The sequence below is a fragment of the Umezawaea sp. NPDC059074 genome, assembly GCF_042738955.1.
GTDB lineage: Bacteria > Actinomycetota > Actinomycetes > Mycobacteriales > Pseudonocardiaceae > Umezawaea.
Genome location: NZ_JBHYHC010000037.1, coordinates 19,941 through 35,699 on the forward strand (window position 1 = coordinate 19,941; position 15,759 = coordinate 35,699).

Genomic DNA, 15,759 nt, shown 5'->3' on the forward strand with positions numbered 1-15,759 from the left:
TGGCGGCCGGTGCCCGAGCAGCGCAGTTCCCAGTGGTACGCGGGAAACGACCGCAACGCCTACATCCACCGGGCGTGGATGCGGCGCGGGTTGCCCGCGCACGCGTTCGACGGGCGGCCGCACATCGCCATCGCCAACACCGCGTCGGACCTGACGCCGTGCAACTCCCACCTGAACGAGGTGGCGGAGAGCGTCAAGCAGGGCGTGTACGAGGCGGGCGGGATCCCGTTGAACCTGCCGGTCGTGTCGCTGGGGGAGACGCTGGTGCGGCCGACGGCCATGCTGTGGCGCAACATGGCCGCGATGGCGACGGAGGAGATGCTGCGCGCCAACCCCATCGACGGCGTCGTGCTGATGGGCGGCTGCGACAAGACCATCCCGTCGCTGCTGATGGCCGCCGCGTCGGTCGGGCTGCCCGCGGTGGTCGTGCCGGGCGGGCCGATGCTGACCGGCACGTTCCGCGGCGTGGCGCTCGGGTGCGGCACGGACGTGTGGCGGCTGTCCGAGGAGGTGCGGGCGGGGACGTTGTCAGAGCGGCAGTTCATCCGCTCCGAGTCGTCGATGATCCGCAGCCGCGGCCACTGCAACACGATGGGCACCGCGTCGACCATGGGCCTGGTGGCCGAGGCGCTCGGCATGGTGCTGCCCGGTCTCGCGGGCACGCCCGCCGCGGACAGCAGGCTGTTGGAGAGTGCCCACGAGACCGGGCGGCTGGCCGTGGAGATGGTCGCCGCCGGGCGCACGCCCGCCGAGGTGCTGACGCGCGGGTCGTTCCTCAACGCCATCGTCGCGCTGGCCGCGATCGGCGGGTCGACCAACGCCGTCGTGCACCTGCTGGCCATCGCCGGGCGGCTGGGCGTGGAGCTGACGCAGGACGACTTCGACCGCACCGGGTCGGACATCCCGCTGCTGGTGGACCTGCAACCCGCGGGCCGGTTCCTGATGGAGGACTTCTTCCGCGCGGGCGGCCTGCACGCCGTGCTGCGGGAGGTGCGCGACCTGCTCGACCCGACCGCGATCACCGTGACCGGCACGCCGCTGGTCGACTACCTGGACGACGCGGAGATCTTCGACCGCGAGGTCATCCGGCCCCGCGCCGAACCGCTGCTGCCGCACGCCGGGATCGCCGTGCTGTACGGGAACCTGGCCCCGGACGGCGCCGTGGTGAAGCCCGCCGCCGCGTCGGAGCACCTGCTGAGCCACCGGGGGCGCGCGGTGGTGTTCGACTCGATCGAGGACATGCACGCCCGCATCGACGACCCCGACCTGGAGGTGGACGCGGACTCGGTGCTGGTGCTGCGCGGCTGCGGTCCCAAGGGCTATCCCGGCATGCCGGAGGTGGCGAACATGCCGTTGCCGCAGAAGCTGCTCCAGCAGGGCGTGCGGGACATGGTGCGGATCTGCGACGGGCGCATGAGCGGCACCGCGTACGGCACCGTCGTGCTGCACGTGTCACCGGAAGCCGCCGCGGGCGGGCCGTTGGCGCTGGTGCGGACCGGCGACTTCATCGTCCTCGACATCGACCGCCGCCGCCTCGACCTGGACGTGCCCGGCGACGAACTGGCGCTGCGCACGCCGGACCAGGCGACCGTGGACGCCTACGCCAACCCCCAGCGCGGGTGGGAACGCCTGTACGTGCAGACCGTGCAGCAGGCGAACACCGGCGCGGACCTGGACTTCCTCACCGGGTCCAGCGGGCACCAGGTGTCCCGCGAGTCGCACTAGCCGGTGATCGGCTGGTGCAGCGCGGCCGCCTTCTCCGGGCCGTACTTGGACACGAGGATGCCGTCGACCATCGACTCGACCGTCGAGCCCTGGTTCTTGGCCGCCTCGCCGAACCCCTCGTCCGCCAGTGCCATCAGCGGCACGATGTCCACCTTCCACGCGCCCTGCTCCCGGAGGAACTCGACGTGGTAGGGCGCTTCCTGACCGCCGATCACGGCCGGGGCCACGGCCTTGTCCCCGGTCACGACGACCTTGCCCAGCACCAGGTCGGTGATCCCGTTCTCGCCGACCAACCCCTTGTCGAACGACGCCTTGACCAGGTCGGCGGGCTTCCCGTCGCGCAGCGCGCCGGGTTCGACCTCCGCGCGCAGCACGTAGACCGTCAGCCGCCGCGTGGGCGAGATCGTGGCCAGGTCGGCCTCGGTGCCGGTCAACGCCAACCCGCGCGCCTTGTCGTAGTAGTCCGACACGGTGCTCGCGAGCACCCCCTGCGCGGTCGCGCCGTCCTTCGCCAGCGCGGCCTTCGTGTAGGTCTCGAACGCCTTGTGCACCGCCCCGGTGTCGTCCGGCGCGGCGGGCGTCGGGGTGCTGCCGCAGCCCGTGACCAGCAGGGGCAGGCACAGGGCGAAGCGGATCAGCCAGGTCATGGCGCGCAGCGTAGTGGGCCGCTCAGGCGGCGGGGCCGAATCGACGGCGGTAGGCGGACGGGGTGAGGCCGGTGTGCCTGCGCAGCTGAGCGCGCAGGTTCGCGGCCGTGCCGAAGCCGCTGGCGGTCGCCACGCGGTCCAGCCGGACCTCGCCGCGTTCGATCAGCCTGCACGCCAACGTGATCCGCTCGGTCGTCAGCCACGCCAACGGGGTCGTGCCCAGTTCGGCCTGGAACCGGCGGTGCAGCGTGGCCTGGCTGGTGGCGGCCCGCGCGGCGAGGTCGGCGACGGTCAGCGGGTGGTCGAGGCGTTCGCGCGCCCAGGCCAGCACGGGGGCGAGCGACGAGTCGGGCACGGTCGGCACCGGGCGTTCGACGAACTGGCGCTGCCCACCGTCGCGGTGGCCGCTGAAGACCAGCCTGCGGCTCACGGCGTTGGCGACCTCGGCCCCGTGGTCGCGCAGGATCAGGTGCAGGCCGAGGTCCAGCGCCGCCGCGCTGCCCGCCGCCGTGAGCACCTGCCCGTCGTCCACGAACAGCACATCGGGTTCCAGCGCGACCCGCGGATACGTCCGGACGAACTCGTCGGCCCACCGCCAGTGCGTGGTGGCCCGCCGCCCGTCCAGCACCCCCGCCTCGGCGAGGGTGAACGTGCCGGTGCAGAAGCTCACCAGCCGCGCGCCGCGGTCGAACGCACGGCGGATCGCCGCCAGCACGGCCGGGCTCGCGGGCACGTCCGGGTCCGGGCGGTTGGGCACGATCAGAGTGTCGGCGGCGTCGGCCGCCTCCAGGCCCGCCACGTCGGACAGCGTGAACAGGCCGAGGTGCATGGTCACGGCGGGCGCGGCGGCGCAGAGGGTGAAGTCGTACCAGTCGCGGTCGAGTTCGGGGCGGCGCAGCCCGAACAGCTCGGTCGCCACGCCCAGTTCGAACGGGTTCGAGCCGTGGTCGACGAGCACCGCCACCCGGTGCGAGGATTCTTGCGACATGTGCGATTCCTAGCACTCACGGCCGTCGCCCGCCATCGCCCACGATGGGCGCATGAGCGCCCAGCCGATCGACATCGACACCGCCTACGCCACCTTCGACGCCATCTGGAGCCCGCGCATCCTCGCGAACGTCAACGACTACGACGTCCGGATCGCCAAGGTGAAGGGCGAGCACGTCTGGCACGTCCACGAGGACACCGACGAGTTCTTCCTGGTGCTGGACGGAGAACTCGCCATCGGCCTGCGCGAGGACGGGGGAGAGCGGGTCGTCACGCTGCCGCGCGGCTCGGTGTTCGTGGTGCCGCGCGGCGTGTTCCACAAGCCGTCGTCCGACGGCGGCGCGCGGATCCTGCTGTTCGAGCCGAGCGGCACGCTGTCCGTCGGCGATCGGCACGAGGAGGTGCCCGCCTACGTCGACGTCACCGTGGGCCACCGGGTCTGAGGCTCGTACCGGACCAGCGACTCCGCGGCGCGGACGACGTCCCGCAGGTCGCCCGTGAGAGCCCCGGCGGCGCGCGCCTGAACCAGCACGTTGCCCAGCGCGGACGCCTCCACCGGGCCCGCCACCACGGGCAGCTCGCAGGCGTCGGCCGTCAGCTGGCACAGCAGCGCGTTCCGGGCGCCACCGCCGACGACGTGCACGACGTCGACCTGCTTCCCGGACAGCCGCACGGCGTCGGCGACCGCGTCCCGGTGCGCCAGCGCCAGGCTGTCGAGCACGCACCGCACCAGTTCCGCCCTGGTCGACGGCACGGGCCCGCCCGTCTCGGCGCAGGCGGCGGTGAGCCGGGCGGGCATGTCGCCGGGCGCGAGGAAGCGGGAGTCCGTCGCGTCCACGACGGTGGGCGACGGCGGCAGCGCGGCGGCCTCGGCGAGCAGCGCGCCGGGGTCGGTCGTGCCCCACTCGCGGTGGCACTCCTGGAGCAGCCACAGGCCCATCACGTTGCGCAAGTACCGGATCGTGCCGTCCACGCCCAGCTCGTTGGTGAAGTTCGCCGCGCGGCTCGCCTCGGTCAGCACCGGCTCGGCCAGCTCCACGCCGACCAGTGACCAGGTGCCGCAGGAGATGTAGGCGAACCGCTCGTCCTTCGCGGGCACCGCGACCACGGCGGACGCGGTGTCGTGCGAGCCGACCGCGAACACCGGGACCTCGCGGTCCAGGCCGATCTCGGGCAGCACCGGCCCGATCACCGTGCCGGGCTCCCGCAGCGGCGCGAACAGCCCGGTGTCCACGCCCAGCGCGTCCGCGACCTCCGCCGACCACGCGCGGGTGCGCGGGTCGAGCAGCGCGGTCGTGGACGCGTTGGTGATCTCCGTGCCGCGCAGACCGGTGAGCCAGAACGAGATCAGGTCCGGGATCAGCAGCGCGGTCGTCCCGGTGAACCGCTCGGCCAGCAGTTGGAACGCCGTGTTGAACGGCTGGAACTGGATGCCCGTGGCGGCGTAGTGCCGTGACGCGGGCAGCGCGACGAGAGCACGGCGGACGGCGGGCGCCGTGCGCTCGTCGCGGTAGTGCACGGGGTTGCCCACGAGCGCCCCGCCATCGTCCACGAGTCCGTAGTCCACGGCCCACGAGTCCACGCCGATCCCGTCCAGTGGACCGGCCTTGCGCAGCCCCTCGACGACCTCCCGGTACAGCCCGAGGACGTCCCAGTGCAGCGTGCCGCCGACCGACACCGGCCGGTTGGGGAACCGGTGGACCTCGTGCAGCGCCACGGAGTCCGCCTCGACCTCGCCGACGATGACCCGGCCGCTGCCCGCGCCCAGGTCGACCGCCGCGAACCGCCTCATCGCAGGAACGCCGCGGCCACGCCCGCGTCCACGGGCACGTGCAGGCCGGTGGTGTGGGTCAGCGTCGTGAGCACGAACACCGCGTGCGCCACGTGCTCCGGCAGCACTTCGCGCTTGAGCAGGGTGCGCTGCGCGTAGAACTCGCCCAGCTTCTCCTCCGGCACGCCGTAGACCTCGGCGCGCTGCGCGCCCCACCCGCCCGCGAAGATCCCCGACCCGCGCACCACGCCGTCCGGGTTGACCCCGTTGACCTTGATGCCGTGCTCGCCGAGTTCGGCGGCCAGCAGTCGGACCTGGTGGGCCTGGTCGGCTTTCGCGGCGCTGTAGGCGATGTTGGCGGGACCGGCGAACACGGCGTTCTTGCTGGCGATGTAGACGATGTCGCCGCCGAAGCCCTGGTCGATCATCACCCGCGCCGCGTGCTTGGCGACCAGGAACGACCCCCGCGCCATCACGTCGTGCTGCTTGTCCCAGTCCTCGACGGTCGTGTCCAGCAGCGGCTTCGAGATCGACAGGCCCGCGTTGTTGACCACCAGGTCCACGCCGCCGTAGGCGAGCACGGCCGCGTCGAGCGCGGCGGCGATCTGGTCCTCGTCGGTGACGTCCGCGGTCACGGCGACGGACTTCAGCTCACCCGCCACGGTCGCCGCGGCGTCGGCGTCGCGGTCGGCCACGACCACGCACGCCCCCTCGGCCTTGAGCCGGGCCGCGATGGCCTTGCCGATGCCCGATCCCGCCCCGGTCACGAACGCGACCCGGCCGGTCAGCGGCGCGGGCTTGGGCCGCCGCGCCAGCTTCGCCTCTTCCAGGGCCCAGTACTCGATGCGGAACTTCTCGGCCTCGTCGATCGGCGCGTAGGTGGACACCGCTTCCGCGCCGCGCATGACCTCGATGGCGTTGAGGTAGAACTCGCCCGCCACCCGCGCGGTCTGCGCGTCCGCGCCGTAGGAGAACATGCCGACGCCGGGGACCAGCACGATCGCCGGGTCCGCGCCGCGCATCGCGGGGGAGTCCGGCAGCGCGTGCCGCTCGTAGTAGGCGCGGTAGTCGTTCCGGTAGGCCTCGTGCAGCTCGCGCAGCCGGGTCTTCACCTCGTCCAGCGGGGCCGTGGGCGGCAGGTCCAGCACCAGCGGCCGGACCTTGGTGCGCAGGAAGTGGTCCGGGCACGACGTGCCGAGCGCGGCGAGCCGCGGGTGTTCCGCCCTGGCCAGGAAGTCCAGCACCGGGGGAGCGTCGGTGAAGTGCCCGATCCGCCGGTCGTCGGTGGACGCCAGACCGCGCAGCAACGGGGCCAGCGCGGCGGCGCGCGCCCGGCGTTCGGCGTCCGGAAGTGCTTGGTAGCCGGGCAGTTCCGGCCCGAACGGCTCGGCCTTGCCGTGCTCGGCGAGGAAGGCCGCGGCACCCTGGATGATCTCCAACGACCGGGCCTCGGCCTCGGCCGACGTCTCGCCCCACGCGGTGATCCCGTGTCCACCCAGGACACAGCCGATGGCCTCGGGGTGCTCGGCCTTGATCCGCGCGATGTCCAGTCCCAGCTGGAAACCCGGCCGCCGCCACGGCACCCACACGACCCGGTCGCCGAAGCACCGCTCGGTCAGCTTCTCCCCGTCCACGGCCGTGGCCAACGCGATCCCGGAGTCCGGGTGCAGGTGGTCGACGTGCGCCGCGTCCACGAGCGCGTGCATCGCGGTGTCGATCGACGGCGCGGCCCCGCCCCGCCCGTGCAGGCAGTGGTCGAACGCCGCCACCATCTCGTCCTCGTGCTCCACGCCCCGGTAGACGTCCACGAGGCCGCGCACCCGGTCCAGCCGCAGCACGGCCAGCCCCGCCTCGGTGAGCGTGCCGAGGTCGCCGCCGGATCCCTTGACCCACAGCAGGTCCACCGGCTTCCCGGTGACCGGGTCGACGGCCGTGCCCTTCGCGGAGGTGTTGCCGCCCGCGTAGTTCGTGTTCGCCGGGTCGGAACCCAGTCGGTTCGACCGGTCGAGCAGTTCCCGCACCGCGCTCACGCGCTCCACCTCGCCTGGTCCACGCCGGATTGAAACGTTTCACTCGCATGTTAGGGTTCGCTGTGGCGCGGAGCAAGGGTTCGGGTGACATGGTCGGCATCAAGGACGTCGCCCGTCGAGCGGGCGTCTCCATCGGCACGGTCTCGAACGTGGTCAACCGCCCGCACGTCGTCTCCGCCGCGACCCGCTCGCGCGTCAACTCGGTCATCGAGGAACTCGGCTACGTCCGCGACGAGTCCGCCCGCCAGCTCCGCGCGGGCAGCAGCCGCACGCTCGCCCTGCTGGTGCTGGACCTCGGCAACCCGTTCTTCGTGGACGTGGCGCGCGGCGCGGAGGAGGCGGCGCACGAGGCGGGCCTCAACATGATCACCTGCAACAGCGCCCAGCGCGTCGACCGCGAGACGTCCTACCTGGCGATGCTCGCCGAGCAGCGGGTGCGCGGCGTGCTGCTCAGCCCGGTCGGCACGGCGACGGAGGGCCTGGGGCGCAGCGGCATCCCGTACGTGTTCGTGGACCGCAAGGCGACCGGCGGCGAGTGCTGCTCGGTCTCGGTCGACGACGTGCTCGGCGGCGCGCTGGCCGCCCGGCACCTGACCGACGAGGGCCACACCCGGATCGCGTTCGTCAACGGCCCGTCCGTGCTGGTGCAGTGCCGCGAGCGCGAGGAAGGTGTCCGCAAGGCGCTCGCCGAGGTCCCCGAGCACGACCTGACCGTGCTGGAGGTGGCCGCGCTGGACGTGGCGTCCGGCCGGGACGCCGGAGCCCGGATCCTCGCCCTCGACCCGCGTCCGACGGCGGTGTTCTGCGCCAACGACCTGCTCGCGCTGGGCGTGCTCCAGGCGATGGTGGCGGCGGGCGTCCGCGTCCCGGAGGAGGTGGCGATCGTCGGCTACGACGACATCGAGTTCGCCTCCGCGGCGGCCGTGCCGCTCACGTCGATCCGGCAGCCCGCCGCGCGCATCGGCGAGACGGCCGCGCGGCTGCTGATCGAGGAGACCTCCGGCGAGGACGGCCACGAGCACCGGTCGGTCGTCTTCTCACCCGAACTGGTGGTGCGGGACTCCACCAGAGGCCGCGGGCGCTGACGCCCGGCGACCGGTCGACACCCGATCGGGCAGACCCTCGCCGAACGTCGGGCGCTCGCCCTGGTGGCAGGTGATGCTGGCGGCATGACCGGAACCCTTGACGCGCCAGCGGAAGAACTCGAGCTCCAGTCCTCGGACCTCGGTGTCCACACAGGACTGACCGGGTTCGGCGACGCCTGGCTCGCCGGGACCGCGGAAGGGCGGCTCCGCTACACCGAGCGCGACGGGTTCCTGTTCGTCAGCGCGGTCGTCCCGCCGTCGGTGCGGTACGCGGAAGCGGTGCGGGCGCTGTACATCGAGCTGTTCGCGCTCACCAAGCGCGCCGGGTACCCGACGATCTGCCGCCTGTGGCACTACCTGGGCGACATCAACGGCCCCACGGTGGACGGCTTGGAGGTCTACCGCGACTTCTGCGTCGGCCGCGCGCTGGCGTTCGAGGAGGTGCCCGCGGCGATGCCCCCGGCGTCGGCGGTGGGCTCCGCCCACGAGGGCGTGACGGTGTGCCTGCTCGCCACCCGCACGGGCAGGCTGACCACGATCGAGAACCCGACCCAGGTCCCCGCGTACCGCTACCCGGCCGAGCACGGCCCGAAGCCGCCGTCGTTCTCCCGCGCGGGGTACCTGGACCGCCCCGAGGGCGGGATGCTGTTCCTCTCCGGCACGGCGAGCATCACCGGCCACCGCACCGCGCACCCCGGCGACCTCGACGGCCAGCTCGACGTCACGTTCTCGACCATCGCCAGCGTGGTCCACGGCCGCAACCTCGCGAGGCACGGGATCCGCGCCCACTACGGCCTCGGCGACTTCGACCGCGTGACGGCGTACGTCCGGCACGCGGCCGACCTGGCGGCCGTGGACGCGGCCTGCCGGGTCGCGTTCGGCACCCGCACGGTGGTCCGGCTGCACCGCGCGAACCTGTGCCGGTCGGAGCTGCTGGTGGAGGTCGAGGGCGTGATCAGCTGACCGGTTCGCCGAACCGGGCGCACGCGCCGACGGTGTCCGCGCCGTAGCGGGCGATGTCGGCCTCGACGTCCAGGTCGCCCTTGTGGGCCAGCACGTCGGCGTCGACGAGGTGCCGGGGCACCAGCCAGCACACCTCGAACTCCAGGCCGTCGGGGTCCTTGCCGTAGAGGCCCTTGGTGGCGCCGTGGTCGCTGGAGCCGACGAGCGCGCCCGCCGCGGTCAGCCGGTCCCGGCAGTCGCGCAGGTCCGCGAGGGTCGGCACCTCCCACGCCAGGTGGTAGAGGCCGACCTGGCCGTTCCCGGCCGTGCTGGGGGCCGGGTCGGGGGTCTGGAACAGGCCGAGGTCGTGGTCGTTCGCCGACTCCGGGGCCTGGAGGAACGCGGACCGCGGCGTGCTGTGCACGACCCGGAAGCCCAGCACGTCCACGTAGAACGCGGTGCTGGCGGCGGGGTCGCGCACCCACAGGACGGCGTGGTTCAGGCCGCGGATCGGCACGGGTGACTCCTCAGGTCCGACGGGGGAGGGCGAAGTCCGCGCCTCCTCGCCGCCACCATCGCGCGTAGACCTCCGAGCCCGCAACCAGGTCGAGGTACCGCCGCTCCACCTCGGCGCACAGCTCGTCCACCGCCGACGCGACCGGCGAGTCGACCCGCCACGCCAGCACGATGTCCCGGTGCAGGGGGTTCCCCTCCAGCGTCAACGTCGCCAGGCCGTCGCGCGCGGTGCCGATCGGGTAGAGCACGCACACGGCCCGCCCGGACGCGGTGAGCGAGAACGCCACGTGCGCCTCGGTCGTCAGGTGGGCGATGTGCTGCTCGAAGCCCGCCGCCGCGCACGTGCGGGCGAAGTACTCGTTCATCCCGCTGTCGTCGGGGTCCGGCATGACCCACTTCTCCTCCGCCAGCTCGGCCAGCGGGACGTCCTCGCGGTCGGCCAGCCGGTGCCCGGCCTGGACCCCGACGAACAGCGGCTCGGCGAGCAGCAGCCGGTGCTCGACACCCGCGGGCAGCGTGAGCGGGAAACCGGGGAACCGCCGCAGCACGGCGACGTCCAGCTCGCCGGACCCGAGCAGCGCGGTCAGCGCGCCCGTCTCCCGGACCGTGCGGCTGGTGACCTCCTGGCCGGGGCGCGCGGCCGCCAGCACGTCGACCAGCAGGCTGAACTGCTGCGCCGGGATGCCGCCGACCTTCAACGGGCCGCCGGACTCGCGCTGGGCGTTCAGCCGCGCCGTCCGCTCCAGGTCGTTCAGGCCGTCCAGCACCTTCTTCGCGTCGCGCACGAATTCCGTGCCGGTGTGCGTCGCCAGCACGCCATCGGTGGACCGCAGGAACAATGCGCCGCCGAGGTGCTGCTCAATGCGCTTGAGCTGCGTCGTCACGGCGGGCTGGGTGAGGTGCAGTTGTGCCGCCGCTCTGCGCAGGCTCCCCGATTCGGCGATGGCGACGACGAGTTCGAGATGCCGGAAATCGAGGCGCATGCGCGCATCCTACGGGCCCGTTCACCGGCTCTGAACGGGAAAGGTTATCGCCCATCGCTATAGCGCCATTCCCGTGATCGTCTCGGGGTTTTCCCAGGTGGTGGACGTGACCCTGACTTTCGGCGGGTTGTCGGCCCCACGGGCGCCGGCTACGTTTCCGCCACCGATCCCGGACGGTCGACCGGGAATTCCCGACGAGCGGATTACCCCACATGGCCAGTGTGCTGGAAGTGCGCGAAACCCCTTCCCGAGGAGTCGACGACCGATCCGTGCTGTTCTCGGAGACGGCGTTGGACAGCTTTCTCTCGGCGGCGGCGAAGGAGTACGAGTCCATCACGCCGGACGAGCCGAGACCGTGTTTCGGCGTGCTGCTCGGCACCGGGGCCGAGGGGGCGCACCTGGTCGAGCGGATCGAGTTCGGCCGCAACGCCCGCGGCACCTGCCAGGCCGCGCGGCAGGAGTTCGCGACCACGATCGTGCCGCGCTTCGGGTCGGCCTACGAGAACCCCGTGCGGGCGTGGTGGCTCGACCCGGCGGACCTGCTGGACATCTCCCGCCGGGCGGACGCGCTCGACCTGGACATCCTCGGGTCGATCCACCTGCACCCCGACTGGCACCGGCTGGGCCCGGAGTCCGAGCGCGACCGGCCGCTGAGCGACCGCCCGTCGGCCATGGACGAGTACGTGTTCCGCGGCTGCGGCTGGCCGATCAACGTCGTCTGCTACCTCGAACGGCAGCACGGCTCGCTCTACTACTCGGTCGCCGCGTGGGACGGGGACTGCCTACCGCTCCCGCTGCGGGTCCGCGCGGGGGTGAGGTCGTGAGCGAGGAACGGGTGCGCGCGCTGTGGGCCACGATGGCCGACGGCTGGGCCGCGGGTGACGCCGCCGCGTTCGCCTCGGTGTTCGCCGAGGACGTCGACTTCGTCACGGTGCGCGGCGAGGACCTGCGCGGCCGGGACGCCGTGGAGGCCGTGCACGCCCGGCTGTTCGCCACCGTCTTCCGCGACACGAAGCTCGTGCCGAACTTCGTGCTGCACCGGCCGTTGACCGACCGCCTCGCGCTCGTCCACGTCACCACCGGCATCGTCCCGCTCGGCGTCCTGACCCACGCCCAGGCCGTGGTGGCCCTCCGCGACGGCGAGTGGTCGATCGCGGCCTTCCACAACATGATCCCCAACGTGCCGAAAGGACCCACCCCATGACCAGGCCACGCCTGCGCCACCTCGCCTTCGTCGTCCAGGACGCCAAGCGCATGGCCGACTTCTACCGCGACCGGCTGGACATGGAGGTGTTCCACCAGGACCCGGACGGCAGCCAGTTCCTCACCGACGGGTACATCAACCTGGCGCTGATCCAGCAGCGCCTGGACGGCGACGTCGCCACCGGCTTCAACCACTTCGGCTTCGCCGTGGAGGACGTCGACACCGCCGCCGACCGCCTGGCTGAGGCGGGCGTGCCCCGGCCGGTGGCCCGCGCGACCGACCGGCCGTTCGCCGAGTACCGCGCCATCGACCCCGAGGGCAACTGGTTCGACCTGTCCGCCCACGGCTTCCTGCCGCCCGGCGTGGGGGAGTGACGGGTCAGACCCACCGGGCGATGGCCTCCTCCGGTCCCGCTCCGCCCGCGACCCACGCGACGTGGCCGTCCGGGCGGAGCAGCAGGGCGTCGGCGGGAGCCTCGTCCGACCACACCCGGACCACCTCGCAGGCCGCGTGCCCGTGGGAGCCGGTGAAGTCGAGCAGCACCGGGCGGCCGGTCGCGGGCAGTCGGGCGAGCCGGGTAGGGCCGTCGGCCGTGATCAGCGGGAAGTCCGGCAGGAACCGGCCCAGCAGCGGGTGCGGGTCGCCGGGCAGGTCGTAGCGGACGTCGGAGCCCTGCATCAGCTCGGCCAGGAACCGCAACGGCTGCTCCAGGCCGAACACCTCGGTCAGCAGCGCCCGCAGCGCCACGCCTTCCTCGCCCTGCACGCGGTCCAGCGCCGCCTGGGCCGTGGTCTGCGTCAACGCCCGTAGCCCGACGGGTCGGCGTTCGGCCTCGTAGGTGTCGAGCAGGTCCGACCGGTCGGCGGCGAGCTTCCAGCCCAGGTTGACCACGTCGAGCAGGCCGACGTTGAGCGCCGACCCGCCCGCCGGGAACAGGTGCGCGGCGTCGCCCGCGAGGAAGACCCGGCCGCGGCGGTAGTGGTCGGCGATCCGGGCCTGGCTGGTGGTCCGCGACAGCCACAGCGGCTCGCCGAGCGCCAGGTCGTGGCCGAGGACGCGGCGCAGGCTCGCGGTCATCTCGTCCAGGGGGATCGGGCCGGACTCGACCGGCTCCGCGTCCTCGCGCACCCCGACCAGGTGCACGCCGGGGTGCAGCGACGTGACGATGACCCGGCCGTGCGGGGTGCGGTGCCAGCCCGGCCCGAAGTCGACCTGGCCCACGCTCCGGAAGTGGCCCATCCGCAGCGCTTCCCGGTCGGTCGTGCCGGGGAAGCCGATGCCCGCCATCGTCCGCACGGGGCTGCGGCCGCCGTCGCAGCCCACCAGGTTGCGGGCCCGCAGTCGGTAGTCGCCGTCCGGTCCGCCGACGTCGACGACCACCTCGTCGTCGTCCTGTTCGAGCGCGCGGACCTCGTGGCCGCGCCGGATCTCGACGTCCAGTTCGGCGGCCCGCTCGGCGAGCAGCCGCTCGATCTCCGGCTGCTGGATCAGCACCGCGCGCACGGGGTTGTCGGCTAGCGAGCCGAAGCGCAGCGGCACGGACCCGAACGGGAACCCCGGCATCGGCCCCGCGAACGGGCTGACCGCCCGGAACCGGTCCAGCAGCCCGCGCCGCTCCAGCACGTCCACGATGCCGCCCACCAGCCCGTTCGCCCTCGGCAGCTCGCTCGGCGACGACCTCTTCTCCAGCACCACCGGCCGCGCCCCGGCCAGCCGCAGCTCGCAGGCGAGCAGCAACCCGGCCGGTCCGGCCCCCACCACGACGACGTCCACGCTCATGACGATCCCTCCCCGTTCGATGCTGTCAGGCTAGGCTGACAGCGCGGGAAGTCAAGCTAGACTGACAGCCATGGACTGGGAAGGCGTCTCCACACGGGTGGTCGAGACCGATCCCGCTGTCAGCCTGCGCGCCGTGGGCGCGCTGCACCGGCTCGCCGAGCAACTCGAGGCCGCGTCCGTCGCGCACGCCCGCAAGCAGGGGTGGACGTGGGAGCAGATCGGCGACGCCCTCGGCATGTCCCGCCAGTCCGCGCACGCCAAGTACGGCAGATGAGGCCAGCCGGACCGTTCCGCGACCTGGTCGCGGCGGCGCTGGAGGAGTCCCGTCGCCGCGGCGACCGCAGGCTCGGCACGGAACACCTCCTCCTCGGGCTGCTCCACGACCCCGAGTCCCCGCCCGCCGCGGCACTCGGCGTCGACCTCGACACCGCGCGCGCCGCGCTGGACGACCTCGACCGCCGGGCGCTGCTCACGCTCGGCATCACGCTCGGCGAGGTCGACCGCGCCACCCCGCTGCCGCACCCGCCCGTCCCGCTGAGCGCCATCACGTCCACCGCGCGCGCCGCGCTGGCCCGCGGCGTCAAGGCCACCACGATGAGCACCCGCCGCACCGCGCCGAACCACCTGCTCCTCGCGCTGCTGGACCGCACCCGCCCCGACCCGGCCGCCGAACTGCTCGCGGAACTGGGGATCGACGCGGCACGGGTGCGCGCCCGACTCGCGGTGTGACCCCGCGTAATCGAATCCGCCACGCCTCTCACGCACTGTTCCGGAACGGAACGACCAGTCTGACCGGCCATATCACGGGTCATCACGAATGGGAAATGCCCGAATTCGTTCGGTATCGGGTAGTCCACTCGACACAGACCGCTACCGAGGTGTGAACGCGCGATTCGACGCATGCCGAAGTTCCTATACATGCAGGTAGGAGAGCTTTCGGCCCCTCAAACCGCCGAGGATTTAACAGGTTAACGATTTTCCGGGTTCCCATTGCTTATGCGGGGCTTGCCGATAGGGCTCCACCCCCGCTATCGTCCCCTCCGGTCCATTGTCGAGGTTGATCACGAGAGTGAACAATGAGTCGGGCCCCCGACCGACTCGCCGGGTTCCCCCGCCCGGTCCCGATCGCGGACTTCCCCGAGCACGGAAGGCCAGGTCTTGTCCCACCTCCGCTCCTCCGGCGGCCAGGCAGACGTCAACGCGGCACCTCGCGCCGTGCAGAAGCACCGTCTGCCCCCGCCTCCGTCGTCCCTGCGCGGCCGGATCGTCATCGCCGCCGTCGCCATCGGCGCGTTCGGCGCCGCGGGTGCGGGACAGACATTGCAGGCCGCGGAAGCCGGTGCGAGCACCGACGAGGTCACCCCCCTCGCGAACGCCACCAAGCCGTCCGACAACGCGGCGGCGTTCGGCATCGGCGGCACCGCCCCGGCCGCACCGCAGATCCTCCAGGTCGCCAAGCAGGTAGACCCGTCGGCAGAGGCCAGCAAGCTCACGAAGAGCCAGCGCATCACCGAGCAGCGTGAGGCGGAAGAGGCCGAGGCCCGCCGCCCGAAGCGCGTGGCTCCCGCGCACGGCAGCTTCTCCTCCGGCTTTGGATACCGCGATGGTGCGATGCACTACGGCGTCGACATCGCCGCGCCGTTGGGTACGCCGATCTACGCGGCGGCGGATGGCGTGGTGATCGAGGCTGGTCCGGCCAGTGGGTTTGGGCTGTGGGTGCGTATCCAGCACTCGGACGGCACCATCACGGTGTACGGCCACATGTACCACTTCAACGTCCAAAAGGGACAGCAGGTCCAGGCGGGCGAGCAGATCGCCGAGGTGGGCAACAACGGTGTGTCCTTCGGCGCCCACCTGCACTTCGAGGTGTGGACCGCGGACGGCCTGAAGACCAACCCCCTGCCTTGGCTGAACGCTGCGGGGATCACGATCTAGGCCTGTTCGAGGGCGTTCTGGCTGGTCTCGTTCGTGAGGCACAGGCCTGGGCGTCACCCCACCCCGCTCGCGCAATTATTTCAACACCCGTTTCGTGTTGTGAAGGGCGGGGAGTTGGCTTGTAAAAAGGTTAGGGGTGGGATGGGGCTTGTGTT

General features: G+C 72.5%; 17 protein-coding genes. 10 read left to right on the top strand and 7 right to left on the bottom strand.

Annotated features, from left to right (window positions below; all coding sequences use genetic code 11):
- Positions 1–9 precede the first annotated feature (9 nt).
- On the top strand, positions 10–1,725 hold the full coding sequence (locus ACFWW9_RS18750; protein ID WP_390378901.1) for an IlvD/Edd family dehydratase: 1,716 nt from the start codon (positions 10–12) through the stop codon (positions 1,723–1,725).
- Here the strand turns inward: ACFWW9_RS18750 and ACFWW9_RS18755 are convergent.
- On the bottom strand, positions 1,722–2,372 hold the full coding sequence (locus ACFWW9_RS18755) for a hypothetical protein (protein WP_390378904.1): 651 nt from the start codon (positions 2,370–2,372) through the stop codon (positions 1,722–1,724). The genes ACFWW9_RS18750 and ACFWW9_RS18755 overlap by 4 nt on opposite strands.
- Before the next feature lie 22 nt (positions 2,373–2,394).
- Positions 2,395–3,360, bottom strand: a complete 966-nt coding sequence (locus tag ACFWW9_RS18760) for a helix-turn-helix domain-containing protein (protein WP_390378907.1) — start codon at positions 3,358–3,360, stop codon at positions 2,395–2,397.
- Positions 3,361–3,412: 52 nt separating this feature from the next.
- On the opposite strand from ACFWW9_RS18760, the gene ACFWW9_RS18765 reads away from it, so the two are divergent.
- Positions 3,413–3,802 (top strand): cupin domain-containing protein, encoded by a 390-nt coding sequence (locus ACFWW9_RS18765; protein WP_390378909.1) that lies wholly within the window; start codon positions 3,413–3,415, stop codon positions 3,800–3,802.
- Here ACFWW9_RS18765 and ACFWW9_RS18770 read toward each other — a convergent pair.
- Both ACFWW9_RS18770 and ACFWW9_RS18775 read right to left on the bottom strand, forming a co-directional pair.
- Positions 3,769–5,151, bottom strand: a complete 1,383-nt coding sequence (locus ACFWW9_RS18770) for a rhamnulokinase family protein (RefSeq protein ID WP_390378912.1) — start codon at positions 5,149–5,151, stop codon at positions 3,769–3,771. The genes ACFWW9_RS18765 and ACFWW9_RS18770 overlap by 34 nt on opposite strands.
- Positions 5,148–7,160 (bottom strand): bifunctional aldolase/short-chain dehydrogenase, encoded by a 2,013-nt coding sequence (locus tag ACFWW9_RS18775; RefSeq protein ID WP_390378915.1) that lies wholly within the window; start codon positions 7,158–7,160, stop codon positions 5,148–5,150. The genes ACFWW9_RS18770 and ACFWW9_RS18775 overlap by 4 nt, the downstream gene beginning before the upstream one ends.
- Before the next feature lie 89 nt (positions 7,161–7,249).
- Between ACFWW9_RS18775 and ACFWW9_RS18780 the strand changes: the two genes are divergently transcribed.
- Positions 7,250–8,245, top strand: coding sequence for a LacI family DNA-binding transcriptional regulator (locus ACFWW9_RS18780; RefSeq protein ID WP_390378918.1), 996 nt, complete (start codon positions 7,250–7,252; stop codon positions 8,243–8,245).
- 84 nt (positions 8,246–8,329) lie between these two features.
- Positions 8,330–9,208 carry a hypothetical protein gene (locus ACFWW9_RS18785; RefSeq protein WP_390378921.1) on the top strand — a complete coding sequence of 293 codons (879 nt, stop codon included), beginning with the start codon at positions 8,330–8,332 and terminating at the stop codon, positions 9,206–9,208.
- On the opposite strand, the gene ACFWW9_RS18790 is transcribed toward ACFWW9_RS18785, so the two are convergent.
- Entirely contained in the window at positions 9,201–9,704 is a 504-nt protein-coding gene (locus tag ACFWW9_RS18790; RefSeq protein WP_390378924.1) for a VOC family protein, read from the bottom strand. The two genes, ACFWW9_RS18785 and ACFWW9_RS18790, sit on opposite strands and share 8 nt — an antisense overlap.
- Before the next feature lie 10 nt (positions 9,705–9,714).
- Positions 9,715–10,686, bottom strand: a complete 972-nt coding sequence (locus ACFWW9_RS18795) for a LysR family transcriptional regulator (protein WP_390378927.1) — start codon at positions 10,684–10,686, stop codon at positions 9,715–9,717.
- A gap of 269 nt (positions 10,687–10,955) precedes the next feature.
- On the opposite strand from ACFWW9_RS18795, the gene ACFWW9_RS18800 reads away from it, so the two are divergent.
- Genes ACFWW9_RS18800 through ACFWW9_RS18810 form a run of 3 tightly spaced genes read left to right on the top strand, consistent with a single transcriptional unit; the run spans position 10,956 to position 12,264 of the window.
- Positions 10,956–11,510, top strand: coding sequence for a hypothetical protein (locus tag ACFWW9_RS18800; RefSeq protein WP_390378929.1), 555 nt, complete (start codon positions 10,956–10,958; stop codon positions 11,508–11,510).
- Positions 11,507–11,890, top strand: coding sequence for an SgcJ/EcaC family oxidoreductase (locus ACFWW9_RS18805; protein ID WP_390378932.1), 384 nt, complete (start codon positions 11,507–11,509; stop codon positions 11,888–11,890). Before ACFWW9_RS18800 ends, ACFWW9_RS18805 begins: the two co-directional genes overlap by 4 nt.
- The gene (locus ACFWW9_RS18810) at positions 11,887–12,264 is read left to right on the top strand and encodes a VOC family protein (protein ID WP_390378935.1); all 378 of its coding nucleotides are present in this window, start codon (positions 11,887–11,889) and stop codon (positions 12,262–12,264) included. The genes ACFWW9_RS18805 and ACFWW9_RS18810 overlap by 4 nt, the downstream gene beginning before the upstream one ends.
- 4 nt (positions 12,265–12,268) lie before the next feature.
- Here the strand turns inward: ACFWW9_RS18810 and ACFWW9_RS18815 are convergent, their stop codons facing one another.
- The gene (locus tag ACFWW9_RS18815; RefSeq protein ID WP_390378938.1) at positions 12,269–13,669 is read right to left on the bottom strand and encodes an FAD-dependent monooxygenase; all 1,401 of its coding nucleotides are present in this window, start codon (positions 13,667–13,669) and stop codon (positions 12,269–12,271) included.
- A gap of 70 nt (positions 13,670–13,739) precedes the next feature.
- On the opposite strand from ACFWW9_RS18815, the gene ACFWW9_RS18820 reads away from it, so the two are divergent.
- The 3 genes from ACFWW9_RS18820 (at position 13,740) to ACFWW9_RS18830 (ending at position 15,604) form a co-directional block, all read left to right on the top strand.
- Positions 13,740–13,943: a hypothetical protein gene (locus tag ACFWW9_RS18820; RefSeq protein WP_390378941.1), complete on the top strand. Its 204-nt coding sequence runs from the start codon at positions 13,740–13,742 to the stop codon at positions 13,941–13,943.
- Complete coding sequence (locus ACFWW9_RS18825; protein WP_390378945.1) at positions 13,940–14,398, top strand: Clp protease N-terminal domain-containing protein; 459 nt, start codon at positions 13,940–13,942, stop codon at positions 14,396–14,398. Before ACFWW9_RS18820 ends, ACFWW9_RS18825 begins: the two co-directional genes overlap by 4 nt.
- A gap of 486 nt (positions 14,399–14,884) precedes the next feature.
- Entirely contained in the window at positions 14,885–15,604 is a 720-nt protein-coding gene (locus tag ACFWW9_RS18830) for a M23 family metallopeptidase (protein ID WP_390378947.1), read from the top strand.
- Positions 15,605–15,759 lie beyond the last annotated feature (155 nt).